This is a genomic window from Streptomyces thermoalcalitolerans (genome assembly GCF_039525155.1).
Classification (GTDB): domain Bacteria; phylum Actinomycetota; class Actinomycetes; order Streptomycetales; family Streptomycetaceae; genus Streptomyces; species Streptomyces thermovulgaris.
Window position 1 is genome coordinate 12,182 of the sequence record NZ_BAAAHG010000024.1, and the last position, 25,297, is coordinate 37,478.

The 25,297-nt window shown below is 71.6% G+C and carries 26 protein-coding genes; 12 read left to right on the plus strand and 14 right to left on the minus strand.

Translation table 11 applies throughout. The annotated features are described in order from the left end of the window. The first annotated feature begins 55 nt into the window (after nucleotides 1-55). A complete protein-coding gene (locus tag ABD224_RS15655; protein ID WP_344050191.1) occupies nucleotides 56-1,672 on the plus strand; it encodes a penicillin-binding transpeptidase domain-containing protein in 1,617 nt (538 codons plus the stop codon). A gap of 267 nt (nucleotides 1,673-1,939) precedes the next feature. After that, nucleotides 1,940-3,625 (plus strand): penicillin-binding transpeptidase domain-containing protein, encoded by a 1,686-nt coding sequence (locus tag ABD224_RS15660; RefSeq protein ID WP_344050192.1) that lies wholly within the window; start codon nucleotides 1,940-1,942, stop codon nucleotides 3,623-3,625. 34 nt (nucleotides 3,626-3,659) lie between these two features. Here the strand turns inward: ABD224_RS15660 and ABD224_RS15665 are convergent, their stop codons facing one another. Then, nucleotides 3,660-4,028, minus strand: a complete 369-nt coding sequence (locus ABD224_RS15665) for an SsgA family sporulation/cell division regulator (RefSeq protein WP_344050193.1) — start codon at nucleotides 4,026-4,028, stop codon at nucleotides 3,660-3,662. A gap of 194 nt (nucleotides 4,029-4,222) precedes the next feature. On the opposite strand from ABD224_RS15665, the gene ABD224_RS15670 reads away from it, so the two are divergent. From ABD224_RS15670 to ABD224_RS15685, 4 genes are read left to right on the plus strand one after another with little or no spacing between them, the layout of a single operon-like run. Further along, nucleotides 4,223-5,359: an energy-coupling factor ABC transporter permease gene (locus ABD224_RS15670; RefSeq protein ID WP_344050194.1), complete on the plus strand. Its 1,137-nt coding sequence runs from the start codon at nucleotides 4,223-4,225 to the stop codon at nucleotides 5,357-5,359. 1 nt (nucleotide 5,360) lies between these two features. Beyond that, nucleotides 5,361-6,152, plus strand: a complete 792-nt coding sequence (gene cbiQ / locus ABD224_RS15675; RefSeq protein ID WP_344050195.1) for a cobalt ECF transporter T component CbiQ — start codon at nucleotides 5,361-5,363, stop codon at nucleotides 6,150-6,152. Then, nucleotides 6,149-6,898 (plus strand): energy-coupling factor ABC transporter ATP-binding protein, encoded by a 750-nt coding sequence (locus ABD224_RS15680; protein ID WP_344050196.1) that lies wholly within the window; start codon nucleotides 6,149-6,151, stop codon nucleotides 6,896-6,898. Before cbiQ ends, ABD224_RS15680 begins: the two co-directional genes overlap by 4 nt. Next, nucleotides 6,895-7,362 carry a MarR family winged helix-turn-helix transcriptional regulator gene (locus ABD224_RS15685; protein WP_344050197.1) on the plus strand — a complete coding sequence of 156 codons (468 nt, stop codon included), beginning with the start codon at nucleotides 6,895-6,897 and terminating at the stop codon, nucleotides 7,360-7,362. The genes ABD224_RS15680 and ABD224_RS15685 overlap by 4 nt, the downstream gene beginning before the upstream one ends. A gap of 93 nt (nucleotides 7,363-7,455) precedes the next feature. On the opposite strand, the gene ABD224_RS15690 is transcribed toward ABD224_RS15685, so the two are convergent. From ABD224_RS15690 to ABD224_RS15710, 5 genes are all read right to left on the minus strand, one after another. Then, the gene (locus ABD224_RS15690) at nucleotides 7,456-7,731 is read right to left on the minus strand and encodes a DUF1876 domain-containing protein (RefSeq protein ID WP_344050198.1); all 276 of its coding nucleotides are present in this window, start codon (nucleotides 7,729-7,731) and stop codon (nucleotides 7,456-7,458) included. 147 nt (nucleotides 7,732-7,878) lie between these two features. Further along, nucleotides 7,879-8,724 (minus strand): DMT family transporter, encoded by an 846-nt coding sequence (locus ABD224_RS15695; protein ID WP_344050200.1) that lies wholly within the window; start codon nucleotides 8,722-8,724, stop codon nucleotides 7,879-7,881. After that, the gene (locus ABD224_RS15700; RefSeq protein WP_344050201.1) at nucleotides 8,721-9,275 is read right to left on the minus strand and encodes a YbaK/EbsC family protein; all 555 of its coding nucleotides are present in this window, start codon (nucleotides 9,273-9,275) and stop codon (nucleotides 8,721-8,723) included. The genes ABD224_RS15695 and ABD224_RS15700 overlap by 4 nt, the downstream gene beginning before the upstream one ends. A 199-nt stretch (nucleotides 9,276-9,474) precedes the next feature. Next, complete coding sequence (locus ABD224_RS15705) at nucleotides 9,475-11,658, minus strand: MMPL family transporter (RefSeq protein WP_344050202.1); 2,184 nt, start codon at nucleotides 11,656-11,658, stop codon at nucleotides 9,475-9,477. Between the two features lie 119 nt (nucleotides 11,659-11,777). Further along, the gene (locus ABD224_RS15710) at nucleotides 11,778-12,377 is read right to left on the minus strand and encodes a TetR/AcrR family transcriptional regulator (protein ID WP_344050255.1); all 600 of its coding nucleotides are present in this window, start codon (nucleotides 12,375-12,377) and stop codon (nucleotides 11,778-11,780) included. 270 nt (nucleotides 12,378-12,647) lie between these two features. On the opposite strand from ABD224_RS15710, the gene ABD224_RS15715 reads away from it, so the two are divergent. Beyond that, on the plus strand, nucleotides 12,648-16,019 hold the full coding sequence (locus ABD224_RS15715) for a S41 family peptidase (RefSeq protein WP_344050203.1): 3,372 nt from the start codon (nucleotides 12,648-12,650) through the stop codon (nucleotides 16,017-16,019). A 200-nt stretch (nucleotides 16,020-16,219) separates the two neighbouring features. Here the strand turns inward: ABD224_RS15715 and ABD224_RS15720 are convergent, their stop codons facing one another. The 3 genes from ABD224_RS15720 to ABD224_RS15730 all read right to left on the minus strand — a co-directional run bounded on the left by ABD224_RS15720 (nucleotide 16,220) and on the right by ABD224_RS15730 (nucleotide 18,957). Further along, the gene (locus ABD224_RS15720; protein ID WP_344050204.1) at nucleotides 16,220-16,411 is read right to left on the minus strand and encodes a hypothetical protein; all 192 of its coding nucleotides are present in this window, start codon (nucleotides 16,409-16,411) and stop codon (nucleotides 16,220-16,222) included. A gap of 96 nt (nucleotides 16,412-16,507) precedes the next feature. Next, complete coding sequence (locus ABD224_RS15725) at nucleotides 16,508-17,401, minus strand: SDR family oxidoreductase (protein WP_344050205.1); 894 nt, start codon at nucleotides 17,399-17,401, stop codon at nucleotides 16,508-16,510. Further along, nucleotides 17,398-18,957, minus strand: a complete 1,560-nt coding sequence (locus ABD224_RS15730; RefSeq protein WP_344050206.1) for a flavin-containing monooxygenase — start codon at nucleotides 18,955-18,957, stop codon at nucleotides 17,398-17,400. The genes ABD224_RS15725 and ABD224_RS15730 overlap by 4 nt, the downstream gene beginning before the upstream one ends. A gap of 209 nt (nucleotides 18,958-19,166) precedes the next feature. On the opposite strand from ABD224_RS15730, the gene ABD224_RS15735 reads away from it, so the two are divergent. Further along, entirely contained in the window at nucleotides 19,167-19,787 is a 621-nt protein-coding gene (locus tag ABD224_RS15735; protein WP_344050256.1) for a MerR family transcriptional regulator, read from the plus strand. 4 nt (nucleotides 19,788-19,791) lie between these two features. Here ABD224_RS15735 and ABD224_RS15740 read toward each other — a convergent pair whose 3' ends face one another. Continuing rightward, complete coding sequence (locus ABD224_RS15740; protein ID WP_344050208.1) at nucleotides 19,792-20,604, minus strand: exodeoxyribonuclease III; 813 nt, start codon at nucleotides 20,602-20,604, stop codon at nucleotides 19,792-19,794. 103 nt (nucleotides 20,605-20,707) lie between these two features. On the opposite strand from ABD224_RS15740, the gene ABD224_RS15745 reads away from it, so the two are divergent. Further along, nucleotides 20,708-21,184 carry a GNAT family N-acetyltransferase gene (locus ABD224_RS15745; protein ID WP_344050209.1) on the plus strand — a complete coding sequence of 159 codons (477 nt, stop codon included), beginning with the start codon at nucleotides 20,708-20,710 and terminating at the stop codon, nucleotides 21,182-21,184. 61 nt (nucleotides 21,185-21,245) lie between these two features. Here the strand turns inward: ABD224_RS15745 and ABD224_RS15750 are convergent, their stop codons facing one another. The 3 genes from ABD224_RS15750 to ABD224_RS15760 form a co-directional block, all read right to left on the minus strand. Then, on the minus strand, nucleotides 21,246-21,599 hold the full coding sequence (locus ABD224_RS15750; RefSeq protein ID WP_344050210.1) for a hypothetical protein: 354 nt from the start codon (nucleotides 21,597-21,599) through the stop codon (nucleotides 21,246-21,248). 180 nt (nucleotides 21,600-21,779) lie between these two features. Continuing rightward, nucleotides 21,780-22,172, minus strand: a complete 393-nt coding sequence (locus ABD224_RS15755; RefSeq protein ID WP_344050211.1) for a hypothetical protein — start codon at nucleotides 22,170-22,172, stop codon at nucleotides 21,780-21,782. After that, on the minus strand, nucleotides 22,172-22,516 hold the full coding sequence (locus tag ABD224_RS15760) for a hypothetical protein (RefSeq protein WP_344050212.1): 345 nt from the start codon (nucleotides 22,514-22,516) through the stop codon (nucleotides 22,172-22,174). Before ABD224_RS15760 ends, ABD224_RS15755 begins: the two co-directional genes overlap by 1 nt. 169 nt (nucleotides 22,517-22,685) lie before the next feature. Here ABD224_RS15760 and ABD224_RS15765 point away from each other — a divergent pair, with 169 nt between their 5' ends. The 3 genes from ABD224_RS15765 (at nucleotide 22,686) to ABD224_RS15775 (ending at nucleotide 24,319) form a co-directional block, all read left to right on the plus strand. Continuing rightward, the gene (locus ABD224_RS15765; protein WP_344050213.1) at nucleotides 22,686-22,982 is read left to right on the plus strand and encodes a winged helix-turn-helix domain-containing protein; all 297 of its coding nucleotides are present in this window, start codon (nucleotides 22,686-22,688) and stop codon (nucleotides 22,980-22,982) included. A gap of 210 nt (nucleotides 22,983-23,192) precedes the next feature. Beyond that, on the plus strand, nucleotides 23,193-23,660 hold the full coding sequence (locus ABD224_RS15770; RefSeq protein ID WP_344050214.1) for a hypothetical protein: 468 nt from the start codon (nucleotides 23,193-23,195) through the stop codon (nucleotides 23,658-23,660). Between the two features lie 14 nt (nucleotides 23,661-23,674). Beyond that, nucleotides 23,675-24,319 carry a hypothetical protein gene (locus ABD224_RS15775; protein WP_344050215.1) on the plus strand — a complete coding sequence of 215 codons (645 nt, stop codon included), beginning with the start codon at nucleotides 23,675-23,677 and terminating at the stop codon, nucleotides 24,317-24,319. Between the two features lie 123 nt (nucleotides 24,320-24,442). Here the strand turns inward: ABD224_RS15775 and ABD224_RS15780 are convergent, their stop codons facing one another. Further along, nucleotides 24,443-25,201, minus strand: a complete 759-nt coding sequence (locus ABD224_RS15780) for an SDR family NAD(P)-dependent oxidoreductase (protein WP_344050216.1) — start codon at nucleotides 25,199-25,201, stop codon at nucleotides 24,443-24,445. Nucleotides 25,202-25,297: the final 96 nt, after the last annotated feature.

The window sequence follows — 25,297 nt, forward strand, 5'->3', positions numbered from 1 at the left end:
CACAGGTCCCCCCGTGACCCCCTAGAGTCGATGACCCTTCGAAGGGGGGCGCGGTATGCGCAAGGGGGCGAAAGTCGTCGTGGTCGGCGGTGTGTTCGCCGCGTTGATGGGCGGGGCCGGGTACGGGGCCTTCACCCTGGTGTCCGCCCTGCACAACCCGACAGGCCGCCCGGCGCAGGTCAGGACCGGGCCGCCGAGCGGGGACGAGGTGAGGGAGACGTCGGCGAAGTTCTTCGCGGCCTGGGAGAAGGGCGAGGCGGAGACGGCCGCGTCGTACACGAACTTCCCCGAGGCGGCCGGGCAGTTGCTCACCGCCTATGGCAACGAGGCGCACATCACCGACGTGCGGATCACGCCCGGGGCGGTCTCCGGGACCACCGTGCCCTTCTCCGTCGAGGCGACCGTGTCCTACGGCGGGACGTCGAAGCCTCTCGCCTATCGCAGCAAGCTGACCGTCGTGCGCGGCGTCACCACGCACCGGCCGCTGGTCGACTGGGACCCGTCGGTGGTGCACCCCGAGCTGAAGAAGGGCGACACGCTCGTCACGGGTGAGTCGGCGGCGCCGCCGATCGAGGCCGTCGACCGCGACGGCACCGTGCTGACCCGGGACGAGTACCCCTCCCTCGGGCCGATTCTGGACGAGCTGCGGGAGAAGTACGGTGACAAGGCGGGCGGCACGCCCGCGGTCGAGCTGCGCATACGGCACCAGGACTCCGGTGCCGCCGAGACCCCGCTGATCACCCTCGCCAAGGGGCGGCCGGGCAAGCTGCCCACGACCATCAGCGCGCGGGTGCAGGCGGCGGCCGAGCAGGCCGTGCGGAATCACGCCGAGTCGTCCGTGGTCGCCGTGAAGCCGTCCACCGGCGAGATCCTCGCGGTCGCCAACCACCGCGCCGACGGCTTCAACGCCGCCTTCCTCGGCCGGCTCGCGCCCGGCTCCACCATGAAGATCGTCAGCGCGGCGACGCTCATCGACAACGGGATCACCACGGCGGACGGACCGGCGCCCTGCCCCGACACGGCGATGTGGCAGGGCCAGACCTTCCGCAACCTGAAGGGCATGGTCCCCGACGAGAACGCCACCCTCTCGGAGAGCTTCGCCCGCTCCTGCAACACGGCGTTCGTGAAGTACGCGGACGAGCTCGAGGTGGACTCCCTGACCCGGGAGGCCGAGGAGCGCTTCGGGCTCGGCCGGGACGACTGGAAGGTCGGTGTCCCGTCCTTCGACGGCTCGGTGCCCGCCTCCGGCGGCCCGGACACCGCGGCCGATCTCCTCGGCCAGGGCCAGGTCCAGATGAACCCGCTGACCATGGCGTCGGTGACGGCCACCGCGATGACCGGCACCTTCCGCCAGCCGGTCGTCGTCCCGCCGTCGCTCGACGACCGCCCGCTGGCCCGGGCCCGGGGTCTGTCACCGGGCACGGTCGCCCAGCTGCGGCGGATGATGCACCGCACCGCCACCAGCGGTACCGCGGCCGCCGCGATGGCGGGTCTGAGCGGCAGCATCGGCGCGAAGACCGGTTCCGCGGAGGTGGACGGCCAGGCCAGGTCCGACAGCTGGTTCACCGGTTACCGGAACGACCTGGCGGCTGCCGCCATGGCCCAGCAGGGCGGTCGCGGCGGCGACGCGGCGGGCCCGATCGTGGCGGCCGTCCTGCGCGCGGGCGGCTGAGCCTCCCGGCCGGTCCACCGGCCCCCGCACCGGCTGCTCCACAGCCCCTCGCCGACCGGCCCCCGGCTCCGCCCAGCCGGCCCTCGGTCCCCTACCACAGCGGTGCCGAGATGCCCCCGCCCGCCGGGGAGTTGGGGCGGTCCGTGACCCCCCGCCGCCCCCGGACGGAGCCGGGAGGCAGACTCTAGGGTGATGCCGGCGCTGTGAAGCGTGCGGCGGGTGAGGGCAGTGGGGACGGCCCCAGGCAATCGCGAAGGACGGAACGCAGTGGGCAAGAGAAGACGCGTCACCGAGCGACAAGGCGAGCGGCGGAGGGCGACGTCCCCCGCCGTGATCGGCGGGGTGATCGCCGTGGTGGCCGTCGGCGCGGGTGTCGGCGCCTACGCGCTGTACAGCGGTGACTCCACGGCCGGAAGCCAGACGCAGACCTCTGCGCAGACCCGCAAGGCGGTGAAGAGCGGCCCGCTGTCGGCGGACGAGGTGCAGACCGCGGCCACACGGTTCCTGACCGCCTGGCAGGAGGGCAGGCACGCCGAGGCGGCGGCCGCGACGAGCGACTCCGCGGCGGCCGGCGCCCTGCTGACCGGTTACGCCAAGGACGCGCATCTGAAGGACGTCACGCTGACCCCGGGCACCCCCAAGGGCGCCAAGGTGCCGTTCTCCGTGCAGGCGACGGTGTCGTACCAGGGACAGACCAAGCCGCTGACGTACGACAGCGAGCTGACCGTCGTCCGGCGTGCCTCGGACGGCGAGCCGGTCGTCGACTGGCACGCCGCCGTCGTCCACCCCGATCTGCGGGACGGCGACACCCTGGTCACCGGCGAGGCCGGCACCCCGCCGGTCAAGGCCCTGGACCGGAACGGCAACGAGCTGACCACCGACACGTACCCGTCACTGGGCCCGGTCCTGGACGGGCTGCGGGAGAAGTACGGCAAGACGGCGGGCGGCACGGCGGGCGTGGAGCTGCGGGTCGTCCGCGGCGAGGAGTCGAAGAAGGCGGAGCTGTCCGACAAGACGCTCCTGGAGCTGAGCGAGGGCACACCGGGCACGGTGAGGACGACGCTGAGCCCGTCCCTGCAGGCCGCGGCCGAGCGGGAGGTGGCCCGCAGGAAGCGGGCCTCGGTGGTCGTGGTGCGTCCGTCGACCGGCGAGATCCTCGCCGTGGCGAACAGCAACCACAACTTCAACACCGCCTTCCAGGGCTCCCTCGCCCCCGGCTCCACGATGAAGGTCGTCACCGCGTCGCTGCTCATAGAGAAGGGCCTGGCCTCCGCCGACAAGCCGCATCCCTGTCCGAAGACGTTCACCTACGGCGGCTGGAAGTTCCACAACTACAAGAAGTTCGAGATCAAGAACGGCACGTTCAAGGCGAGCTTCGCCCGCTCCTGCAACACGGCCTTCATCAGCCAGGCGGAGAAACTGAAGAACTCCGACCTGACCCAGCACGCCCAGCAGGTCTTCGGCCTGGGCCTGGACAACTGGGCGGTCGGCGTGCCGACCTTCGACGGCGCGGTCCCGGTGCAGTCGGCGGCCCCGATGGCCGCGTCGCTCATCGGCCAGGGCGGGGTCCGGATGAACCCGCTGACCATGGCGTCGGTGGCCGCGACGGTCAAGGAGGGCACCTTCCGTCAGCCCTACCTGGTCCCGCCGTCCGTCGACAACCGCAAGCTCGCCACGGCCTCCCGCACGATCTCCCCGTCCGCGCTGTCCCAGCTGCGCGGTCTGATGCAGTACACGGCCGCGGCCGGCACCGCCGCCGAGGCCATGGCCGGCCTCGGACCGGACTTCGGCGCGAAGACCGGCTCCGCCGAGGTCGACAACCAGAAGAAGCCCAACGGCTGGTTCATCGCCTACCGCGGTGATCTCGCCGCGGCGGCCGTCGTCCAGGCGGCCGGCACCGGCGGCGAGACGGCGGGCCCGATCGTGGCGTCCCTGCTGAAGGCGGGCGGCTGAGCGCGCCGGGCCCCTCAGCGGACGGCGGCGGCCGTCAGCCGTGGACGGCCGCCGCCGCTGCCGCCGCAGCCGCCCTGTGGACCCGCCGCAGGAACCTGAGCAGGGTCCTGGTCTCGAACTGCACCACCGAAACCCCCTGCGCGGAGTGCAGCTCGATCACGCTCTGCGCCCGTCCGCACGGCCACACCCGCACCTCACCGGCACCGGCCGGGGCGCGCAGTCCCTGCTCGAGAAGCGACCGGGGAAAGGCCCGCTCGTACGTACCGGGCAGACCGATCCGCACCTCGCGCGGGTCCACCAGGGGGTCGTAGCGCAGGACGACCTGCACGGCGACGTCCTCCTGGTCGTTCTGGTCGTCGTCCGTGAGTATGTGGGCGCGTGCGTACTCCTCGACTACCGGCATCGGACAACCCCTTACGTCGTGCCGCCTGCGCGCGAGCCGCATCCTGCGATGCGTCCACCCGCCCCTCATGCCCCGTATTTCCCGAAATACACCCCCCATAACTCCTCGAATCCCGGCATGACATCGCACACACGCACCCACACACAACTTCCTCGCTCTTGCGAAGAGGTTGCAACAAGCCACACCATTGAGCGGTGCATGTGCCTGACGGATTCATCAACGCGCCCACGTCCGCCGTCACCGGAGTCGTCGCCGCCGGTGCCGTCGCCCTCAGTCTGCGCGGTGCGCGCCGGGAGCTCGACGAGCGGACCGCGCCGCTGGCCGGTCTTGTCGCGGCGTTCGTCTTCGCCGCACAGATGATCAACTTCCCCGTCGCGGCCGGAACCAGCGGCCACCTCCTCGGCGGGGCACTGGCCGCGATACTCGTGGGCCCCTGTACGGGGATCCTGTGCGTCTCGGTCGTCCTGCTCATCCAGGGCCTCCTCTTCGCCGACGGCGGACTGACCGCGCTCGGCGTCAACATCACCCTCATGGCGGTCGTCACCGCGGTCGTCGCCTACGCCGTCTTCCGCGGCCTGGTGAAGGTGCTTCCGCGTGGCCGCCGCACGGTCACGGCCGCCTCCTTCGTCGCCGCCCTCGTCTCCGTGCCGGCCTCCGCCCTCGCCTTCACGCTGCTCTACGCGGTCGGCGGCACCACCGAGGTCGCGATCGGCAAGGTCGCCACCGCCATGGTCGGCGTGCACGTCCTCATCGGCATCGGCGAGGCCGTGATCACCGCGCTGACCGTCGGCGCCGTCATCGCCGTGCGCCCGGACCTGGTGTACGGCGCGCGCGACCTCCGGCAGCGCCTGAAGCTGCGGGTGAACGGGGAACTCGTCGATGCGCCGGCCGCCCCGGAGCCGGAGCCCGCCCCCGCCGGGGCACGCTCCCACCGCACGCTGTGGATCTCCGGTCTGGTCACGTCCCTCGTGCTCGCCGGCTTCGTCAGCTTCTACGCCTCCGCCGACCCCGACGGGCTGGAGAGGGTCGCCCAGGACCACGGCATCGACAAGGCGGAGAAGGAGCACGCCTACGCCGACTCCCCGCTCGCCGACTACGGCGTGAAGGACGTCGCGAACGAACGGCTGTCCGGCGGGCTCGCGGGCGTGATCGGCGTCGGGGTGACCGTCGTGGCGGGCAGCGGCGTCTTCTGGGCGGTCCGCAGGCGCCGTACGGCCGCCGCCGAGCCCACCGGGATCCCCGGACCCGGAGAGATCCCTGAATCCACCGGGACCTCCGGCTCCGCCGGGTCCGCCACGTCCTCGGACTCCTCCGGGTCCCGGGCCGTCTGACATGGGAGCGAACGGAAGCACCGCCCACGCGCCCGGCGGGGGAGGAACGCAGCGGCTGTACGTGCACGGGAACTCCCCCGTGCACGCGCTGCCCCCGCACACCAAGCTCACCGCGGTCTTCGCCTTCGTCCTGGTCGTGGTGTCGACCCCGCGGGAGGCGATGTGGGCGTACGCCCTGTACGCCGTCCTGCTCGCGGCCGTCGCCTCGGCGGCCCGCGTGCCCGCCGGTTTCCTGCTCAAGCGGCTGCTGATCGAGGTGCCGTTCGTCGCGTTCGCGGTGCTGCTGCCGTTCGTGGCGGAGGGCGAGCGGGTGGACGTCCTCGGGCTGTCGCTGAGCGTGAACGGCCTGTGGGGCGCCTGGAACGTGCTCGCCAAGGGCACCCTGGGCGTGGCCGCCTCCGTCCTGCTCGCCGCCACCACCGAGCCGCGGGAGCTGCTGCTGGGCCTGCAGCGCCTGAAGCTCCCCCCGCTGCTGGTGCAGATCGCCTCCTTCATGATCCGCTACGGCGACGTCATCGCCGACGAGATGCGGCGGATGCGGATCGCCCGGGAGTCGCGCGGCTTCGAGGCGCGCGGCATCCGGCACTGGGGCGTGCTCGCCAAGTCCGCGGGCGCGCTGTTCATCCGCTCCTACGAGCGCGGGGAGCGGGTCCATCTGGCCATGGTGAGCCGGGGGTACGCCGGTTCCATGCCGGTCATCGACGAGGTGACCGCGTCCCGGGCGCAGTGGTCGTACGCCCTGGCCCTCCCCGGTGCGGCGCTCGTGGTCTGTCTGCTGGGATGGACGCTATGACAGTCTCCCTGGAGGTCTCCGGCCTCGCCTTCGCCTACCCCGACGGCCACCAGGCCCTGTTCGGCGTGGACTTCCGCATCGAGCGCGGGGAACGGGTGGCACTGCTCGGCCCGAACGGCGCCGGGAAGACCACCCTCGTGCTGCATCTGAACGGCATCCTGAGCGGCGGCACCGGCACGGTGCGGGTGGCCGGGCTGCCGGTCGGGAAGAAGAACCTGGCCACGATCCGGCAGAAGGTCGGCATCGTCTTCCAGGACCCGGACGACCAGCTGTTCATGCCGACCGTACGGGAGGACGTGGCCTTCGGGCCGGCGGCGGCCGGGCTGAAGGGCCCGGAGCTGGAGCGGCGGGTGCACACCGCCCTGGAGCGGGTCGGCATGCGGGAGTTCGCCGACCGTCCGCCGCACCACCTCTCCCTCGGCCAGCGCCGCCGGGTCGCCGTGGCGACCGTCCTCGCCATGGAGCCGGAGATCCTGGTCCTGGACGAGCCCTCCTCCAACCTCGACCCGGCCTCGCGCCGCGAACTGGCCGACCTCCTGCGCTCGTTGGACGTGACGGTGCTCATGGTCACCCACGATCTGCCGTATGCGCTGGAGCTGTGCCCGCGCTCGCTGATCCTGAGCGACGGGGTGATCGTGGCGGACGGCCCGACCGGCGAACTGCTCTCCGACGACGCGCTGCTGCGCGCCCACCGCCTGGAGCTGCCCTTCGGCTTCGATCCGCGGTCCGTGACAATGGGCGCGTGACGCGCCACGACCACGAAGGACCCGCCGGGTCGCTGCTGCTGGACGACCAGCTGTGCTTCGCGCTGTACACCGCCCAGCGCGCGGTGACGGCCGTGTACCGGCCGCTTCTCGACGAGCTGGGTCTCACCTACCCCCAGTACCTGGTGCTGCTGGTGCTGTGGGAGCGGGGGGAGAGCACGGTGAAGGACCTGGCCGCGGCGCTGCACCTGGACTACGGCACGATCTCGCCGCTGCTGAAACGGCTGGAGGCGGCGGGGCTGGTGCGCCGGGAGCGTGCGGCGCGCGACGAGCGCTCGGTGCTCGTGACGGTCACCGGGCGCGGGGAGGAACTCCGGGAGCGTGCGGCGCGCGTGCCCGGCACGCTGCTGACGACGACGGGGGTCGGCGCGGCGGAGGCCGTACGGCTGCGCGAGGAGCTGTGGCGGCTGACGGAGCGCGCGGAGGCGGCCGTACGGCGCTCCTGACCGGCAGTGCCCGGATGCCGGCCGGGACCCGCGCCGGGCCCCGGCCGGCATTCGCCGGACGAGGCCTTCGCATGCGGCAGAACTCCCGCCGCGTCAGAGGTGGATGGGCTGCGACGTGCGGCCCGACGCCTCGTCGATCTCGGTGTGTGCCTTGGACAGGAGCTGCATGGCGAGCTCGTTCAGGGCCCTCGCCCCGGCGATCTCCTCGCCGACCCGGGGCTGATTCGCATCGGTGTGGTGCCTGGTGGCCCGTCCGTGCGCCCGGATCTCGCTGCCGTCGGGCAGCCGGACCATCGCCACCGCCCGGGTGTGCTGGTCGTCCTCCTTGAACTCCATCTCGACATGCCATCCCACTGCCGTCTTCATCATGACGATCACCTCCGGAACACCTGATTCCAGGGTGCTCCTCCCACGGCGCTCGTGCATCCAAGGAGCCCGGGGAACCGGCCCTGACACCGCCGGAGAGCCGGCCCTGACACCACCGGGGAGCCGGCCCTGCCCGGCCGGGAAACCGGCCTATCCCGCGTGCAGCATCAGCCCGATCCCGACGACCAGCAGTCCCGCGGCCGCGATGCGCGGCACTCCGAAGCGCTCCTTGAAGAACACCGCGCTGATCGCGGCGCCGACGACGACCGACGACTCCCGCAGGGCGGCGATCGGTGCGAGTTCCGCCCGGGTCTGCGCCCACAGCACCAGCGCGTACGCCGTCACGGACAGGACCGCCCCGAGCAGCCCGAGTGCGGCGTGGGGCCGCAGCACGGCCGCCGTGCGTCCGCGCCGGCGCCACACCGCGTACGCCGGGATCACCGCGCCCTGGACCACCATCAGCCAGGCGATGTATCCGAGGGACGACCCCGCGGCGCGTACCCCGAGCCCGTCGACGACCGTGTACACCGCGATGGACAGCCCCGTCGCCAGCGCGGCGCCGATCGCCGCCCAGTTCGGCCGGTGTCCGCGCAGGCCCCACAGGGCGACACCGGTCAGACCGGCGCAGGACAGGGCGATGCCCGTGGCCGTCCGGCCGTCGGGCACCTCGTGCGCGAAGACGGCCGCGAGCACGGTGACGACGAGCGGCGCGGTGCCGCGCGCGATCGGATAGGCCTGCCCGAAGTCGCCGAGCCGGAAGGACTTCATCAGCAGGGCGTAGTACACGATGTGGACGACCGCCGAGGCCAACAGGTACGGCCATGCGCCGGGTGCCGGGAACGGGACGAACGACGCCATGGCCAGCCCGATCAGCAGGCCCCCGCCCGCGATGAGCGTGAACCCGACCAGTTTGTCGGTGATCCGGTGGGCGATCGCGTTCCAGCTGGCGTGGGTGACCGCCGCGAGCAGCACGGCCGCGGTGACGGCCGGGGTCACGGGGTGCGCTCGCGTATGTCCACGAGGGTGCCGCCGGCCTGGGCGACCAGTTCCTTGGGATCCATCGGGAAGACGGTGTACGGGGTTCCGGCGGCCGCCCAGACCACGTCGTGGTCGAGCAGTGCCCGGTCGGCGAGCACCCGCGTCCGCGTGCGGTGCCCGAAGGGCGGTACGCCGCCGATGGCGTACCCGGTGGTCTCCCGTACGACGTCGGCCCCGGCCCGGGTGACCTTCCGGGCGCCGAACTCCTCCCGTACGCGCTCGAGGTCCACACGGGAGGCCCCGTCCACGAGGACCAGGACCGGCACGCCCTCCCCGGGCTCTCCCTCCCCGGGCTCCCGGCCGTGCTCGAGCAGGGGGGATCCCCATACGGTGAAGACGAGTGACTTGCAGATCTGGCTCAGCTCGCAGCCGATGGCCGCGGCGGCCTCGGTGGCGGTCCGGGTGGACTCGGGGAAGTGGCGGACCTCGGCGATCAGCTCCTGAAGTCCCCGCTCGCGCAGGGCCCCGGCGAAACGGGGATGGGCCGCCGACTCGGGTGGCGTGGTCATGAGCGGCAGGTTAACCGCCAAAGGCCGCGGCCGGGCACTCCTTTCCCGTCAGGACGATCTCTTCCCGTCAGGGGAGTCAGGAAGGAGCGGGCCGTCGCACCGGGCCGCGGGACGGACAACTCCCCGCAGGGGCAAGGCCGGTGAGGGTGCGCCGTCCCCATGGCACCCTCACCGGCCGGTCTTTCGGCGAAGCCGCGGCTCAGGCCCGTACCAGTGCCCGGTCGTCGGCCGGGGCGTCCTGTTCGGCGCGCAGGCCCTCGCCCTCCACGTCCACGTCGGGCAGGGCGCGGTCCAGCCACTGCGGCAGCCACCAGGCCTTGTGGCCCAGCAGGGCCAGGACCGCGGGCACGATCGTCATGCGCACGATGAACGCGTCGAAGAACACCGCGACCGCCAGGCCGAAGCCGATCATCCTGACCATCGTGTCGCTGGAGCCGATGAACCCGGAGAAGACGGCGATCATGATGACCGCGGCGGCCGTCACCACCCGGGCGCCGTGCCGGAAGCCGGTGACCACGGCCTGGCCGGGCTTCTCCCCGTGGACGTAGGCCTCGCGCATCCGGGTCACGAGGAACACCTCGTAGTCCATGGCGAGACCGAAGACGACGCCCACCATGAAGATCGGCATCATCGACATGACCGGGCCGGTCTCCTCCACGCCCATCAGGCCGGCCAGCCAGCCCCACTGGAAGACCGCGACCACCGCGCCGAGCGCCGCCAGCACCGACAGCAGGAAGCCGAGCGCCGCCTTGAGCGGGACGAGGACCGAGCGGAAGACCACGATCAGCAGCAGGAAGGCGAGGCCGACCACCAGGGCCAGATACGGCAGCAGCGCGTCGTTCAGCTTCTGCGAGATGTCGATGTTCATCGCCGTGGCGCCGGTGACCAGGACCTTGGCGTCCGCCGTGTCCTCGAGGTCCGCGCCCGCGCCGCGGATGGCGTGCACCAGGTCCTCGGTGGCGGTCGAGGACGGCTTGGACCGGGGCACGACGGTGACGATCGCGGTGTCGCCGGCCTCGTTGGGCTGCGCCGGGGTCACGGTCACGATGCCCTTGAGATCCTTGATCTCGTCGGTGACCTGGTTGAAGGACGCCTTCGGGTCGTCGCTGTCCTTCGCGTCCACCACGACCATGAGCGGGCCGTTGACGCCGGGGCCGAAGCCCTCGGAGAGCAGGTCGTAGGCGCGGCGCTGGGTGGTGGAGGTCGGCTGGGAGCCGTCGTCGGGCAGACCCAGTTCGAGGGAGGAGGCCGGTATCGCGGCAGCGCCCAGGCCGATCACGCCGATCAGCAGGACGGCGATGGGACGGCGGACGACGAAGCTCGCCCAGCGCGTGCCCATGTTCGGCCGGGCCGGCTTCTTCTCGCCCTTCTCCCCGGCCGGCTTGATCGCGCGGCCCGCGTAGCCCAGCAGCGCCGGGATCATCGTGAGCGCGATGAGGACGGCGACGGCGACCGTGCCGGCCGCGGCGACGCCCATCTTCGTCAGCATCGGAATGTTGACCACGGACAGACCGACCAGGGCGATCACCACGGTGAGACCGGCGAAGACCACCGCGGAGCCGGCCGTGCCGACGGCCCGGCCCGCCGCCTCCTCGCGCTCACGGCCCTCGGCGAGCTCCGCGCGGTAGCGGGAGACGATGAACAGGGCGTAGTCGATGCCGACCGCGAGGCCGATCATCGTGGCCAGGATGGAGGTGGTGGAGCCCAGGTCGAGGGGCTTGGCGAGGACGGTGATCACCGCCACGCCGATGCCGACACCGATGATCGCGGTCAGCAGCGGCAGCCCGGCCGCGATCAGCGAGCCGAGGGTGATGACGAGGACGACGGCCGCGATCGCGATGCCGAAGATCTCCGCCGTGCCGGTCTCGGGGGTGGTGAAGAGGGCGTCGCCGCCGATCTCCACGGTCAGTCCGGCCTCCCGCGCGTGCCGCGCGGCCGTCTTGAGAGCGGTGCGGGAGGAGTCCTCCAGCTCCATCCCGGAGACCTTGTAGCTCACCGACGCGTACGCGATCGTGCCGTCCCGGCTGACGGCCCCGGCGGTGTAGGGGTCGGTGACGGAGGCGACCTCCGGGCCGCCGGACAGCTCCTCGACGGTCCTCCCCACGGTCGCCTTGTGGCCGGCGTCCGTCATCTTCTCGCCGTCCGGCGCCTTGAACACCACGCGCGCGGTCGCCCCGTCGGCGTTCGCGGCGGGGAAGCGCTGATCCAGCAGGTCGAAGGCCCGCTGTGCCTCGGTGCCGGGGATGGAGAAGGAGGCGTTGCCCACGGCGGGCGCGGAGGCGGCGCCGGCACCGGCGAGGGCGAGCAGCGCCACCCAGATCAGAGCGACGGCATGCCGTCGCCGGAAGGCGAGCCGGCCGAGTCTGTGGAGGAACGTGGCCACGGTGACGTACTCCCGGTCAGGTCGTGGTGATTTCTTCTGGGCAGGGGTCATCAGCCCGACGACGTGAGCGGTGCGGCGTCAGGTGCTCGATTGATCAGGTGCTGCGCGGACGGGGACGGTCAGGCGGGGGGAACGCCGAGGGCGGGGAGAACCACGGCGTCGATGTACGAGGTGAGGAAGGTGCGTGTCGGCGGCTGGTCGTCCAGCAGCGTCTTGGTGACGAATCCGCCGATCATCATGGGCAGCAGGAAGTCCAGTGCGGGGCAGTCGGCCCGGATCTCGCCCCGCTCGACGGCACGCTGCAGCATCCGCCGGAACTCGGCCAGCTCCGGCTCCACCAGGTGTTCCCGGAACGCCTGGAGCAGGTCCGGGTTGTGGTGGAGGGCCATGGCAACGCCCCGCATCAGCGCGGCGTTGCGCTGCATGGTGCAGTCGTCCTCCTGGGTCACGAGGGCGTGCAGGTCGCCGCGGAGCGTGCCGGTGTCGATCTCCTCGATCCGGGTGGGATGGCTGTGCCGGACGGCCTTGACCACCAGCTCGGCCTTGCCGCCCCACTGGCGGTAGAGGGTGGCCTTGCTGGAGCGGGTGCGGGCGGCGACGGCGTCCATGGTGAGGGCGTCGTAACCGACCTCACGCAGCAGCTCGAGCACGGCCTCGTACAGCTCGGCCTCGCGCTCGGGCGTGAGACGGCTGCGACGGGGTGTCGCGGCCTCGGCCATGGCTTTGCCGCCTTCCTTCTCCGTCTCCATACGACGTCCGTACGCGTACCTTCCGTACGGCTCTTCGTACGAAACGGTTTCGTACATGTCCCGGCATATGGTCCGGCGTCTTTTCCGTACGCGTCGAATGTAGCGCAGTCCGTCAGCGAAACGAAACGGTTTCGTACGTGTGCTGGGTCACGGTTGTCGGTTTTCCATAAAGGTCCAGGAAGGGTCCGCAGGAAAGGTCCACAAGTTGCTGCGGTACATCCCCGGACCAAGCATGGGAAGGTGAGCTATCTGCGTCTGCCGCACCTCAGCGGCGACCTGGTGTGCTTCGTGACCGAGGACGACCTCTGGCTGGCGCCGCTCGACGGTTCCAGCCGCGCCTGGCGGCTCACCGTGGACCGCGCCAAGATCGGCCATCCCCGCTTCTCGCCCGACGGACGGCACATCGCGTACACGAGCTGGCGGAGTCCGGCACCCGAGATCCACCTGGTCGAGACGGACGGCGGACCGGGCCGGCAGCTGACGTACTGGGGCAGCACCGACACCCGGGTGTGCGGATGGGCGCCGCCCGACGAACACGGCCGCTCCGACATCCTCGCCGTCACCTCCCACGGCGAGCCCTTCTCCTACTTCACCTGGGCCTACAAGGTCGGCACCGACGGCTCCCCCGGCCGCAAGCTGCCCTGGGGGCCGGTGGCCGACCTTCAGATCGCCGACGTGGACGGCGAGTACGAGCCCCTGCTGCTGACCGGCACGCCCCCGCACGAACCGGCCTCCTGGAAGCGGTACCGGGGCGGTGCCACGGGCCGGCTGTGGCTGCACGGACAACGGCTGCTCGCCGGCATCGGAGGCCATCTGACCTGCCCGATGTCCGTCGGCGACCGGATCGCCTTCCTCTCCGACCACGAGGGCGTGGGCAACCTCTACTCGTGCGCCCGCGACGGCTCCGACCTGCGCCGGCACACCGACCACGACGCCTTCTACGCCCGGCACGCTGCGAGCGACGGCACCCGGGTGGTCTACCAGTGCGCCGGCGACCTGTGGATCGTCGACGACCTGTCCCCGGACTCGGTCCCCCGCAGGCTCGGGATACGGCTGAGCGGGCCGCAGGCGGGCCGGCGTCCCTACCATGTGCCGGCCGCCCAGCACGTCGACGGCCTCTCCGTCGACGAGACGGGCCGGGCCAGCGCGGTCGTCGTACGAGGCTCCCTGCACTGGCTGACCCACCGCGACGGCCCCGCGCGCACCCTCATCGACCTGCCGGGCGTACGGATCCGGCTGCCGGAGATGCTCGGCGCGACCGGCCAGGTCGCCTACGTCACCGACGCCGAGGGCGAGGACGCCGTCGAGATCGCCCATCTCCCCCGCGCCACCGGCGCCCGCCCGCCCCGCCGTCTGGCCTCCGGCCGCCTCGGCCGCGTCCTGGAGCTGACCTCCGACCCCGCCGGCGAGCGTCTGGCCGTGGCCTCCCACGACGGCCGTCTGCTGCTCCTGGACGTGAACGAGCGTCCGGCCGCCCCCGACGGACCGGAAGCGGCGCAGGCCACGGGCGGCCCCGCCGACGACACGGCGGCGCGCCCCGGTGACACGGCGGCGCGCCCCGGTGACACGGCGGCGCACTCCGGCGGCACGGCGGCGCACTCCGGTGGTGTCACCGAGCTGGTGCGGTCCGACAACGGGCCCGTGCGGGACCTCGCGTTCTCGCCGGACGGAGCGTGGCTGGCCTGGTCGCAGCCCAAAGTGGGGCGGTCGTTGCGGCAGATCAGGCTGGCCCGGATCAAGGACCGGCTGATCGTCGACGTGACCGACGGCCGTTTCGAGGACGAGAACCCGGTGTTCACCCGGGACGGCCGTTATCTGGCCTTCCTGTCCTGGCGCGGCTTCGACCCGGTGTACGACGTGCACACCGGGGACCTGTCCTTCCCGCTCGGCTGCAAGCCCTATCTGGTCCCGCTGTCCTCCGCGACGCCCTCCCCCTTCGCGCTGAACCCCGAGGGCCGGCCCGCCGCCGGCGGCCTGGACCCCGTCGAGGACGAGGGGACCGGCGAGACCGGCGCGGTGACCGTCGAGGTCGAGGGCCTGGAGAGCCGGGTCACCCCGTTCCCGGTCATCGCCTCCAAGTACTCCGCGCTGCGCCCGGTCGCCGGCGGCGGCCTGGTCTGGCTGCGCTGGCCGATCTCCGGCGCGCTGGGCGAGACGTTCGCCAACCCGGACGACACCTCCGGCCGGCCGACGCTGGAGCACTTCGACCTCGGCAAGGCGAAGAAGCGCGACCTCGTGTCCCATCTCGACTTCTTCGAGGTCAGCGGCGACGGCACCCGGCTCGTCGTCTCCGACGAGGGCGAGCTGCGCGCGGTGCCGTCCACGGAGATCGGCGACGTCGACACCATCACCTGGATCGACCTGCGCCGGATCCTGCACGTGGTGGACCCGCCCGCCGAGTGGCGCCAGGCGTACGAGGAGGCGGGCCGGCTGATCCGGGCCTACTTCTGGGAGCCCCGGATGTGCGGCATCGACTGGGACGGGGTGCTCGCCCAGTACCGCCCGCTGGTCGAACGCGTCGCGTCCCCCGACGAGTTCGCCGACCTGCTGCGCGAAGTGCTCGGCGAGCTGGGCACCTCCCACGCCTACGTCGTCGCCGCCCGCCGCAACGAGGGCCCCGCCCCCTACCAGCGCCACCAGGGCCTGCTCGGCGCCGATCTGGTGTGCCGCGAGGGCCGTTGGGTCATCGAACGGATCCTGCCCGGCGACTCCTCCGACTCCAGGGCCCGCTCCCCGCTGGCCGGCACCGGCATCCGCGAGGGCGCGGTCCTGACCCATGTGGACGGCCGCCCGGTGGACCCGGTGACGGGTCCGGCCCCTCTGCTGGCCGGTTCGGGCGGGACGACGGCGGAGTTGACGTTCGAGCCCGCGGAGGGCGGACCGCCCCGCCGGGTCGCCGTCGTCCCCCTGATCGACGAGCGCCCGCTGCGCTACCAGGACTGGGTGGCCAACCGGCGTGCCGTCGTCCGGGAGTTGAGCGGCGGCCGCTGCGGCTACCTGCACATCCCCGACATGGGCGGCTCCGGCTGGGCCCAGTTCACCCGGGACCTGCGCATGGAGATGTCCCGGCCCGCGCTGATCGTCGACGTCCGCGGCAACGCCGGCGGCCACATCAGCGAACTGGTCATCGAGAAGCTGACCCGGACCATCCTCGGCTGGGACCTGACCCGGGGTGCCCAGCCCGTGTCGTACACCTCCGACGCGCCCCGCGGCCCGATCGTGGCCCTCGCCGACGAGGCGACCTCCTCCGACGGCGACATGATCACCGCGGCCTTCAAACTGCTGAAGCTGGGCCCGGTGGTCGGTCAGCGCACCTGGGGCGGTGTGGTCGGCATGACCGGCCGGCACCGCCTCGGCGACGGCACGGTCATCACCGTGCCGATGAACGCGGCCTGGTTCGACGCCTACGGCTGGTCCGTCGAGAACCACGGCGTCGCCCCCGACGTGGAGAGTCTGCGCACCCCCCTGGACTGGGCCGAGGGCCGTCATGTCGAGACGGACGACGCCATCGAGCTGGCCCTGGACCTGCTGGAGGCCAACCCCGCGGCAACCCCGCCCGACTACAGCGACGTACCCGACCGCTCACGGCCGAAGCTGCCGCCGCGCCCCTGAACCCGCCCCCTGAACGTCCCCTGAACGTCCTCTCGACCCCCTCAACACCTCTGAACGCTCCCCTCAACCCCCCTCAACGCCTCTGCACCCGCCTGCCGGAGAACACCTGCCCGCACACCCCCTCACCGCACGTGGGGTGCACCGGCACACGGAGCACCCCACGTCGTCACGGCAGAAGCCGAAGGTGGCGACAACCGTGGCTACCGGTCGTAGTCCTGGTTGTAGCGGTCCTGGTCACGCCTCTCGTCGTGCGTGCCCCCGATGCCCTGCCGGCCACGCTCCTGCGGCTGGGAGATGCGCTGCCCCGCCTTCTCACGGCCCTCGCCGGGCCTCTCCTTGCCCTGACGCTGCGCCTGCCCGGACTGGCCCTGGGACTTGTCCTTCATGCCCATGCTGATTCACTCCCGTATGGGTGAGGGTGATCCCCACATGGACGAGGGGATCGGCCTCGACCAGATTCACACGGGCGGTGACCCTGCGCATGTCGATCAGTCACGGTGCGTGGCCGAAGCCGCCCTGTGCTGCTCGTCGGCTGCGCCGCCCGCGCCGACCAGTCCGGTCCGCACACCCGCAAGCCGGTCCGCGAACCGCCTCATCTCCCGTGGCCCCACGGTCCCGATGAGCCCCGGCAGCCATCCGCGCACGCCCTGCATCCCCCGCAGCCACCACTGCCCGTACACATGGGCGGCGCGCCGCTCGATCCCGGCCACGATCCGGTCCACCGCCGGTCCCAGCGGATAGGTCTTGTTCGCCGGCCACGGCAGACGCTGCCTCAACTCCCGCATGACGTCGTGCTGATCGGCCCCGCGCACCATGTCGGTGTCGGTCCACGACAGATAGGCCACGCCCACCCGCACGCCCTGGTGGCCGACTTCGGCCCGCAGACTGTGCGCGTACGCCTCCACACCGGACTTGGAGGCGCAGTACGCCGTCATCATCGGCGCCGGGGTGATCGCGGCGAGCGAGGCGATCTGCAGCAGATAGCCCCGGCTCCGCACGAGCGCCGGCAGGAACACCCGCCCGGTGACCGCCGATCCGATGAGATTGACCTCGATCACCCGCCGCCATGACTCCGGATCGGACTCGGCGAACGGACCGCCGGTCGCCACACCGGCGTTGGCGACCACGATGTCGACCCTCCCGAACCGCTCCTCGACCTGTGCGGCGACCCGTGTCATCGCCTCGTGGTCGGTGACGTCGGCATGCCAGTGGGCGCTCTCGGCGTGCAGCCGCTCGGAGACCTGCTTGAGCCGGTCCGGCTCCAGTCCCACCAGGGCGATCCGCACCCCGCGCGCGGACAGTTTGCGCGCGAGCAGCTCGCCGACGCCCCGCGCCGCCCCCGTGACGACCGCGACCCGTCCCTCCAGAACCGCCCTGCTCATGCGCCCTCCCCGACCTGTGCACCGGCCCGTGCGCCGGCCTGTGCGCCGGCCCGTGCGTCGTCGTTGTCGTTCCCGCGGACCCGTCCGGCTCCCCGGAGAATCCGGTACTCCATCAGGTCCACCCGCCGGGTGGCCCGCCGGAACTCGCTCGTCGTACCGGGCCAGAGGGTGGTGTTGCGGCCGTTGGCGTCCAGGTACCAGCTGGTGCAGCCGCCGGTGTTCCACACCGTGCGCTGCATGCGCGCCTGCACCTTGCGGTTCCAGGCGTTCACCGCGCTCGGGCGGGCGTCCAGGGCGACCCGGCCGCCGAGGACGTCCAACTGCCGCAGGAAATCGGCCATGTAGTTCAGCTGAGACTCGATCATGAGGATCATCGAGGAGTTCCCGAGGCCGGTGTTGGGCCCGATGATCGTCATCCAGTTCGGGAAGCCGGCGGCGGAGGCGCCGCGCAGCGCCGCCATGCCGTTCTTCCAGCACTCCGCGAGCGTACGGCCGTCCGCGCCGACGACCCGTTCGGCGATCGGCATGTCCGTGACGCGGAAGCCCGTACCGAAGACGATCGCGTCGACCTCGGCCTCGGTGCCGTCGGCGGCGACGACGGTCGAGCCGCGGACCTCGCTGAGCCCGCTCGCCACCACGTCCACGTTGTCCTGTGCGAGCGCCGGATAGTACGTGTTGGACAGCAGGATCCGCTTGCAGCCGATGCGGTAGTCCGGGGTGAGCCTGGCGCGCAGCTCCGGGTCCTTGATGGCGCGGGCCATGTGGCTCCTGGCCAGCCGCTCGACGAGCCCCAGCTGCCCGGGGTGCCTGGTGAACGCCTGGACCTGCAGCTCCCGGATCCCCCAGAGCACTCCGCGGCGCAGCTGCGCGGTGAACGGCAGCGTGCGGTGCAGGAAGCGCTCCGCACCGCTGATCGCGCGGTCCATGCGGGGCAGCACCCAGGGCGGGGTGCGCTGGAAGACGGTGAGCCGGGCGACCTCCGGCTGGATGGACGGCACGATCTGGATGGCGGAGGCACCGGTGCCGACCATGGCGACCCGCTTGCCGGCGAGGTCGTAGTCGTGGTCCCAGCGGGCGGAGTGGAAGACCTTGCCGGGGAAGGAGTCGAGTCCGGGGATGTCCGGGATCCTGGGGTCGGACAGCGGACCGGTGGCGCAGACGACGACATCGGCGGAGAGATTCCCCCCGGTGGTCTCGATGTCCCAGCACAGCCTCTCCGTGTCCCAGACCATCCTCTTGACCTCGGAGTGGAAGCGGAGGTGCGGGCGGAGACCGAAGACGTCGGTCACGCGCTCCAGATAGGCGCGGATGTGCTCCTGCCCGGAAAAGGCGCGCGGCCAGTCGGGGTTGGGGGCGAAGGAGAACGAGTACAGGTGCGAGGGCACATCGCAGGCGCACCCCGGATAGCTGTTGTCGCGCCAGGTGCCGCCGACGCTGCCGGCCCGCTCCAGGACGACAAAGTCGGTGATCCCCTCCCGGCGCAGCCGCACGGCGGCGCCCAGTCCGCCGAACCCGGCCCCGATCACCGCGACCCGCACATGCTCGTGCCCGGACATCGCGCCCCTCCCTGCCTCGCGTATCACGACTGGTGTCCAGCCCTCGGCAACCATGCCAGTGAACACTGGCGCAATGGGGAGCGTAGAGGAGGCCCGTACCGAGCGGTAGAGGGCGGGCAAGGAAACTTACCCGCGGTACAACATAGGCTGCTGCCGTGGCAGAGGACGCAGAGGACAGCGAGAACCGCGACGGCCGCCGCGAGTACCGCATGGAGGAACTGGCCCGGCTGGCCGGCATCACCGTGCGCACCCTGCGCTTCTACCGCGAACGCAAGCTGATCCCGCCGCCCCGCCGCGAGGGCCGTATCGCCTGGTACAACGACCACCACCTCGCGCGCCTGCGCACGATCTCGGCGCTGCTGGCACGCGGCCACACCCTCAGCGGCATCGCGGAACTGGCGGAGGCCTTCGACCACGGCCGGAACGTCGGCGACCTGCTGGGCCTCGACGCCCCGACGGAGGAGACCCCGGTCCGCCTCACCCCGGAGGAGCTCGCCGACCACTTCGCCGGCGAGGTCACGGCCGAGAACCTGGCCGCCGCCATGGAACTCGGCTACATCGGCACCGACGGCGACGAGATCGTCCACATCAGCCGCCGTCTGCTGGACGTCTCCTCCGCCCTGGTCCGCGAGGGCGTCCCCCTCGCCGAAGTCCTCGACGCCGGCCGCCGCGTCCGCGAACACGCCGACGCCCTGGCCGCCCTGTTCACCGACCTGATCCTCCGTCACACCTCCGAGGAGGACCTTCCGCGCCTGCGCCCGCTGGCGAAGAGCGCGGTGGAGGCGGAGCTGTCGCTGGCCCTGGACCGCAGGGCGCGCAAGCAGACGTAGCGGGTCACTGCGCCTGGAGGTCGTACACCACGGTCACCGGCGCGTGATCGGACCACCGCTCGGCATGGGTGGCCGCCCGCTCGACGAAGCCCTTGACGGCCCTGGCGGCAAGACCGGGCGTGGCCACGTGGTAGTCGATGCGCCACCCCGCGTCGTTGTCAAAGGCACGCCCCCGGTACGACCACCAGGTGTACGGCCCCTCGGCCTCCGGGTGCAGTGCTCGCACCACGTCCACGTATCCGCCGTCCGCCGGGTCGAGGACCCGGGTCAGCCACTCCCGCTCCTCCGGCAGGAAGCCGGAGTTCTTGGTGTTGCCGCGCCAGTTCTTCAGGTCGGCCTGCCGGTGGGCGATGTTCCAGTCGCCGCAGACGAGGACCTCGCGGCCGTCGGCGGCGGCCCGCTCGCGCAGCTCCTTCAGGTAGGCGAGGAACTCGCCCATGAAGCGGACCTTCTCCTCCTGCCGCTCGGTGCCGACCTCGCCGGAGGGCAGGTACAGGCTGGCGACCGTGACACCGGGCAGGTCGGCCTCGACGTACCGCCCGCTGCCGTCGAACTCGGCCGACCCGAAGCCGATGCGCACCCGGTCGGGTTCGCGGCGGGTGTAGAGCGAGACTCCGGCGCGGCCCTTGGCGGCGGCGGGCGCGTGCACGACGTGCCAGCCGTCGGGCGTGCGGACGTGCTCGGGCAGCTGATGGGGCTCGGCGCGCACCTCCTGCAGGCACAGCACATCGGCCCGGGTCCCGGCGAGCCACTCCACGAAGCCCTTCCTGGCGGCGGCCCGCAGTCCATTCACATTGACAGAGGTCACAGTCAGCACGCGGGCACCCTACCCGCACACCGGGCAGGGGGTTTTCGGCTACCGTTCCTCTGTTTGCGTTCTTGTCCCTTGCCCCTTGCCGCATCGACATACGGTTCACCCCATGGACATCCGCCCCGTGCCCTTCGACCACCCCGACGCCGTCAAGCTGAACGACGAGGTCCAGGCCGAGTACCACGTCCGCTACGGCGGCGGCGACGCCACGCCCCTCGACCCGGCCGACTTCCGTCCTCCGAACGGCCTGTTCCTGATCGCCTACGACGAGGACGGCACCCCTGTCGCCTCGGGCGGCTGGCGCCGCCAGGACAGGAACGGCCAGGGCAACGAGGACGGCGACGCGGAACTGAAGCGGATGTACGTGATCCCCTCGATGCGCGGCCGGGGCCTGGCCCGCCGCATCCTCGCCGCCCTGGAGGAGGACGCCCGCGCCGCCGGCCGCCTGCGCATGGTCCTGGAGACCGGCGACCAGCAGCCGGAGGCCATCGCCCTGTACACCTCCAGCGGCTACGAGCCCTGCGCCAAGTTCGGCTACTACCGCGAGTACGAGTCGAGCAAGTGCTTCGCGAAGCGGCTGCGCTGAGAGGCACGCCTTCTGCTGTTTCCCGCGGCGTCCCGTCCGGCCGCCACCCGGCCGAGAGCACTCAGAGCTCGGGAGCGAGCAGGGTCAGCCGCAGCAATGCGGCAGCGGCCAGGACGGCAGGGACGGCGTACCACCACCCGCGCAGCCACTCGACTTTGACGAACAGCCAGGTCAGCAGTGCCGTGATGCCCGAGAGGACCAGGGCGAGACCGGAGGCGATGTCCGAGTGGGCGACGGTCTCGCTGTCCCAGGGACCGGCCGGGTTCGCCATGTACGCAATGCAGGTGACGTAGATCGTCGGCAGATGTCCCAGAGTCAGGACCAGACCGCCCAGCGCGGAGCCGATCCGGGCACGCACGCCTGAATCCCGGCCTGCCGGAGCCCGGGGGGTCGAGAGACGGGTGGAACGGCTCATCACAGGGCCTCCTTGGCCTTGTCCGGATTCTGTCTGCCATGCGCAGGCCTAAAGACGATCAAAGCCGAGGAGCTCGTTCCTGCCTGGGGTGCAGCCATGACCGGAACGAGCTCCCGGCGGTCGCGGGAGGCGGCTGCCCGTCCGTCTCGTGGGTCGCCCTCTGCTTTCTGCTCGTCGTCTCTACTCGCCGCGAGTCACGTGGGCGTGGCCGTCAGTCCCGCTGCTCTTCTGGTGATCGGCGGTGTCGTCGGCCTCATCGAGGGCGTCGGTGTCGTCCGTGTCGTCGGGCTGGGGCAGCAGACGCCGGCCGCGGGACTCCGCCACGCGCAGGGCGTCGGCCAGGCACTCGGAGAGCCGGATCGCGGCGTAGCGCACTTCGGCGTGCGGGGACAGGAGGTTGCTCAGCACCTTCCGGGCCTCGGCAAGCACCTCCAGCCCCTCGGCCAGTTGCCGGGCCTCCGTCTCGTCGGCCAGGCGGGAGAGGTGTCCGCCCTCGGTGGCGTTGGCGAGGAAGCAAGGCTTTCCCTCGGGCGAGGTCCAGGGCAGCAGCCGGAGCGTGGGGTGGGATTCCATCAGGCCGCCGTCCTCTCCGCGCCGATCACGTACCGGTCGAGGTCGATGCCGAAGTCGGCGGCGAGGACGAGAGCGAGACGGCGACGGCGCTGGCGCGCTTCCTCCCGTTCGTGGGCGACGAGGTAGGGACGGACCAGCCGTGACTCGGTGCCGTCAAGAGGGAGGTGGAGGCAGTACGGGGAGCGGTGGAAGGGGAGGCGCGGGGAGTCGGCGGGGCGGGGAGTAAGGGGATGTGCGGGGCGGCGGTGGGGACGGGGGCGAGGGTCGCCTGCTCGGTGGGTTCCGGTGCCGGGGCCGAGGAGAAGGCTCAGCCCATGGGCAAGCCGGCGGATAAGGTCGTGCATGTCGACGCTCCTGGACAGCGTTGGCCGTGCCCCGGGGCCCTGCCAGGCCGCCGGGGTCTTTGTGTGTGGTTGCAGACTACTTTGCTTCAGGAAGCATTAGGTAGCAATAGGAAGCATGCAGTTGCACCCGTACGTGGTGGCCCGCTACCCGGCGCCTTAGCGTGCAGCCATGGCTGATGAGCGTGAATGGAGACCCGATCCGACCAGCCACGTCTACGTGTATCTGCAGGTCGTGCACCACATCACCGAGCAGATCCGGACTGGACGGCTGCCCGCGGGAGCACGCCTTCCAGCCGAACGGGACCTCGCGGAGCAGTACGGCGTAGCCGTCAACACCATTCGCCGGGCCATCCGCGAACTGCGCGACCGAGGGCTGGTCATCACCGTCCCCATCAAGGGAACCTTCGTACGCCCCGAGTCGGCCTCCGACGACACCCAAACGAACAACGACGGCCCCGCCGACTGACGGCTCCGTCCCCGTCTCCCTGTCACCACCCAGTGGACCCCGCCCACCCGCTCCACCGCTTCCCGGCGCGCCGGGCACGGAGGCCGGCCCGGTCTCCGGCAGGTGACGTTCGGCGCGGAGCTTGCCCGGCTCGTCCGCCCGCACCCCCATTAGAGGGAAGAGCGAGGAATCACCCGCTCTGGGCAGGAGTGGCCTGGCAGAGTCGGCGCCATGAGAAAGATCGCAAAAGCGTCGCTCGTGGCCTTCTCGGCCGGTGTCCTGGCCTTGCCCCAGGTGGGATCCGCGCAGGCCGCTCCGTACTGGAACAAGACGGTGAGGTGCCAGCAGAAGGACTGGGACGGGCGGAACATCCCCACCCGTACAGGCAACAGCGAACTCGGCTGGAACCACTTCTCCGGCAGACACAACATCCGCACCTGCCGCATCGTCAACGCCCCTCTCAACGGCAAGCCGGACAAGAACGACGGCAGGGGCGGCCTGGAATACTGGGGCTACGCCTTCGACGGCAAGCACCGCACGGTGCAGATCGTCGTCAAGGCACAGGTCACCCGCCGTACCCAGGACAAGCGGTACGACGCCGGGAAGGGCCGGATGATCGGCGTCATCACCGCGTTCTGCAAGGGCATGACGAAGTGCCCCAACTGGATGAACCAGTCCGCCGCCACGTTCATGCCCTGACAGGGAGGCTCCGTATGACGCCGTGGGAAGTGGCCGTCGCGCAGGCCGAGACGACCGGCCACATGATCCGCTACACACAGGCGCCCCTGGTGAAGAAGCTCCGCGTCCGCGGTGTCCTCCCGGCCCCCGGCCAGTCACCGGCCGTACGGATCGCCCTCGGCAAACGCAAGGCGGACGTCCGTGACCTTCTCACCGTCTACGAGATCCCGCTCTGCCGGCGGGACGAGACGCTGAGCCCGTGGGACGCGGTCGGCCGCGTACGGCACGAGGCGAGCGAGGTGCGTTTCCACTCCGGCGGCGAAGTGGACACCGTGTTCGGCGCACCACTGATCAGGCTCTCGGAGGACGTGCCCTACGAGGAGCGCCTGGAGGACCGGGCGTACGCGCTGCTGACCACGCTGAACTGCCCGGCTCCGAGCGATGAGGAGCGGGAGAAGGCGGAGTCGCTGCTGGTCGGCTTCCTGTACCTCCCGGGAGGCCGGATGCGGCTGTACGTACGGCATCAGCGCGACCCCGAGGTAGTGGGGTGCGATGTGCGGCTCGCGGAGGCGGGACCGGCGGTGATCGCCGAGGTGTTCCCGCGGTCGCAGGAACGCGAGCTGTTCGAGGAACCGGGGGACGATCCGCACTGCACGGCCGTGGTGAACCTGGTGCACTGACCGGCCGAGGAGGCACCCCCGAGAGGGCACCTTTCCGAACCCGTCCGCAGCTTCCGGGATCCGGCCGGTTCGGCCGTCGACCCGCCCGCGCCGCACGGCACCACGGATTCGGCCTTACGGACGTCAGGCCGAGGCGCCGCCGTCGACGACCAGGTCGGTGCCGACCACCGCGCCGGCCGCGGGCGAGGCGAGGTAGAGCACCGCGGCCGCCACTTCTTCCGCCTCCGCGACCCTGCCGAGCGGGTTCCCCGTTCTCATCCGCTCGGCGCGGTCGGCCTCGGTCTCGCCGGGCCGCAGTGACATGGGGGCGGCGGAGGCGCCGGGGCTGACCGCGTTGATGCGGATGCCCTGGTGGATGTGATCGAGTGCGGCGGCACGGGTCAGCGCGGAGACCGCCGCCTTCGAGGTGATGTACGCGGCGAGGTTCGGGACCCGCAGGTGGGCGCCCAGGTTGGAGGAGATGTTGACGATGGCGCCGCCACCGTTGTCCTTCATGTGTGCGATCTGGTGCTTCATGGACAGCCAGACACCGGTGACATTGGTCCGCAGCACCGCCTCCCAGTCCTCCTCGCTCACCTCGCCGGCGGGTACGGCGCCGCGGAGTGTCCCGGCGTTGTTGACCGCGACGTCCAGCCCGCCGAAGCGGGTGACGGTCTCGTGCACGAGGTTCCGGACCTGACTCGAGTCGGTGACATCGGCGGTGACGGCGGCGGCCGTGCCGTCGGCGGCCTCGATGAGGCCGACCGTCTCGTCCAGGGAGGCCGCGGTACGTCCCGCGACGACCACGGACGCGCCCTCGGCGGCGAAGGCGAGCGCGATCGCCCGGCCGAGGCCGGAGCCCGCCCCGGTGACGAGAACGGTCTTGCCGGTGAAGCGGTTCATGTCGGTGACTCCCTTGGGTGCTGGGGTACTTGGCGCGGCGGTTCACAGGAGGGTGACGGCGCGCCGGCGCTGCACAGGGATGACGCGGACGGCATC

Bases quoted from the DNA above. Each gene is read 5' to 3' on its own strand.
- ABD224_RS15655 (WP_344050191.1), top strand. From the start codon at position 56: ATGCGCAAGGGGGCGAAAGTCGTCGTGGTCGGCGGTGTGTTCGCCGCG.
- ABD224_RS15665 (WP_344050193.1), bottom strand. From the start codon at position 4,028: ATGCCGGTAGTCGAGGAGTACGCACGCGCCCACATACTCACGGACGAC.
- cbiQ (WP_344050195.1), top strand. From the start codon at position 5,361: ATGGGAGCGAACGGAAGCACCGCCCACGCGCCCGGCGGGGGAGGAACG.
- ABD224_RS15680 (WP_344050196.1), top strand. From the start codon at position 6,149: ATGACAGTCTCCCTGGAGGTCTCCGGCCTCGCCTTCGCCTACCCCGAC.
- ABD224_RS15690 (WP_344050198.1), bottom strand. From the start codon at position 7,731: ATGATGAAGACGGCAGTGGGATGGCATGTCGAGATGGAGTTCAAGGAG.
- ABD224_RS15700 (WP_344050201.1), bottom strand. From the start codon at position 9,275: ATGACCACGCCACCCGAGTCGGCGGCCCATCCCCGTTTCGCCGGGGCC.
- ABD224_RS15710 (WP_344050255.1), bottom strand. From the start codon at position 12,377: ATGGCCGAGGCCGCGACACCCCGTCGCAGCCGTCTCACGCCCGAGCGC.
- ABD224_RS15720 (WP_344050204.1), bottom strand. From the start codon at position 16,411: ATGGGCATGAAGGACAAGTCCCAGGGCCAGTCCGGGCAGGCGCAGCGT.
- ABD224_RS15725 (WP_344050205.1), bottom strand. From the start codon at position 17,401: ATGAGCAGGGCGGTTCTGGAGGGACGGGTCGCGGTCGTCACGGGGGCG.
- ABD224_RS15730 (WP_344050206.1), bottom strand. From the start codon at position 18,957: ATGTCCGGGCACGAGCATGTGCGGGTCGCGGTGATCGGGGCCGGGTTC.
- ABD224_RS15735 (WP_344050256.1), top strand. From the start codon at position 19,167: ATGGAGGAACTGGCCCGGCTGGCCGGCATCACCGTGCGCACCCTGCGC.
- ABD224_RS15745 (WP_344050209.1), top strand. From the start codon at position 20,708: ATGGACATCCGCCCCGTGCCCTTCGACCACCCCGACGCCGTCAAGCTG.
- ABD224_RS15750 (WP_344050210.1), bottom strand. From the start codon at position 21,599: ATGAGCCGTTCCACCCGTCTCTCGACCCCCCGGGCTCCGGCAGGCCGG.
- ABD224_RS15755 (WP_344050211.1), bottom strand. From the start codon at position 22,172: ATGGAATCCCACCCCACGCTCCGGCTGCTGCCCTGGACCTCGCCCGAG.
- ABD224_RS15760 (WP_344050212.1), bottom strand. From the start codon at position 22,516: ATGCACGACCTTATCCGCCGGCTTGCCCATGGGCTGAGCCTTCTCCTC.
- ABD224_RS15765 (WP_344050213.1), top strand. From the start codon at position 22,686: ATGGCTGATGAGCGTGAATGGAGACCCGATCCGACCAGCCACGTCTAC.
- ABD224_RS15770 (WP_344050214.1), top strand. From the start codon at position 23,193: ATGAGAAAGATCGCAAAAGCGTCGCTCGTGGCCTTCTCGGCCGGTGTC.
- ABD224_RS15775 (WP_344050215.1), top strand. From the start codon at position 23,675: ATGACGCCGTGGGAAGTGGCCGTCGCGCAGGCCGAGACGACCGGCCAC.
- ABD224_RS15780 (WP_344050216.1), bottom strand. From the start codon at position 25,201: ATGAACCGCTTCACCGGCAAGACCGTTCTCGTCACCGGGGCGGGCTCC.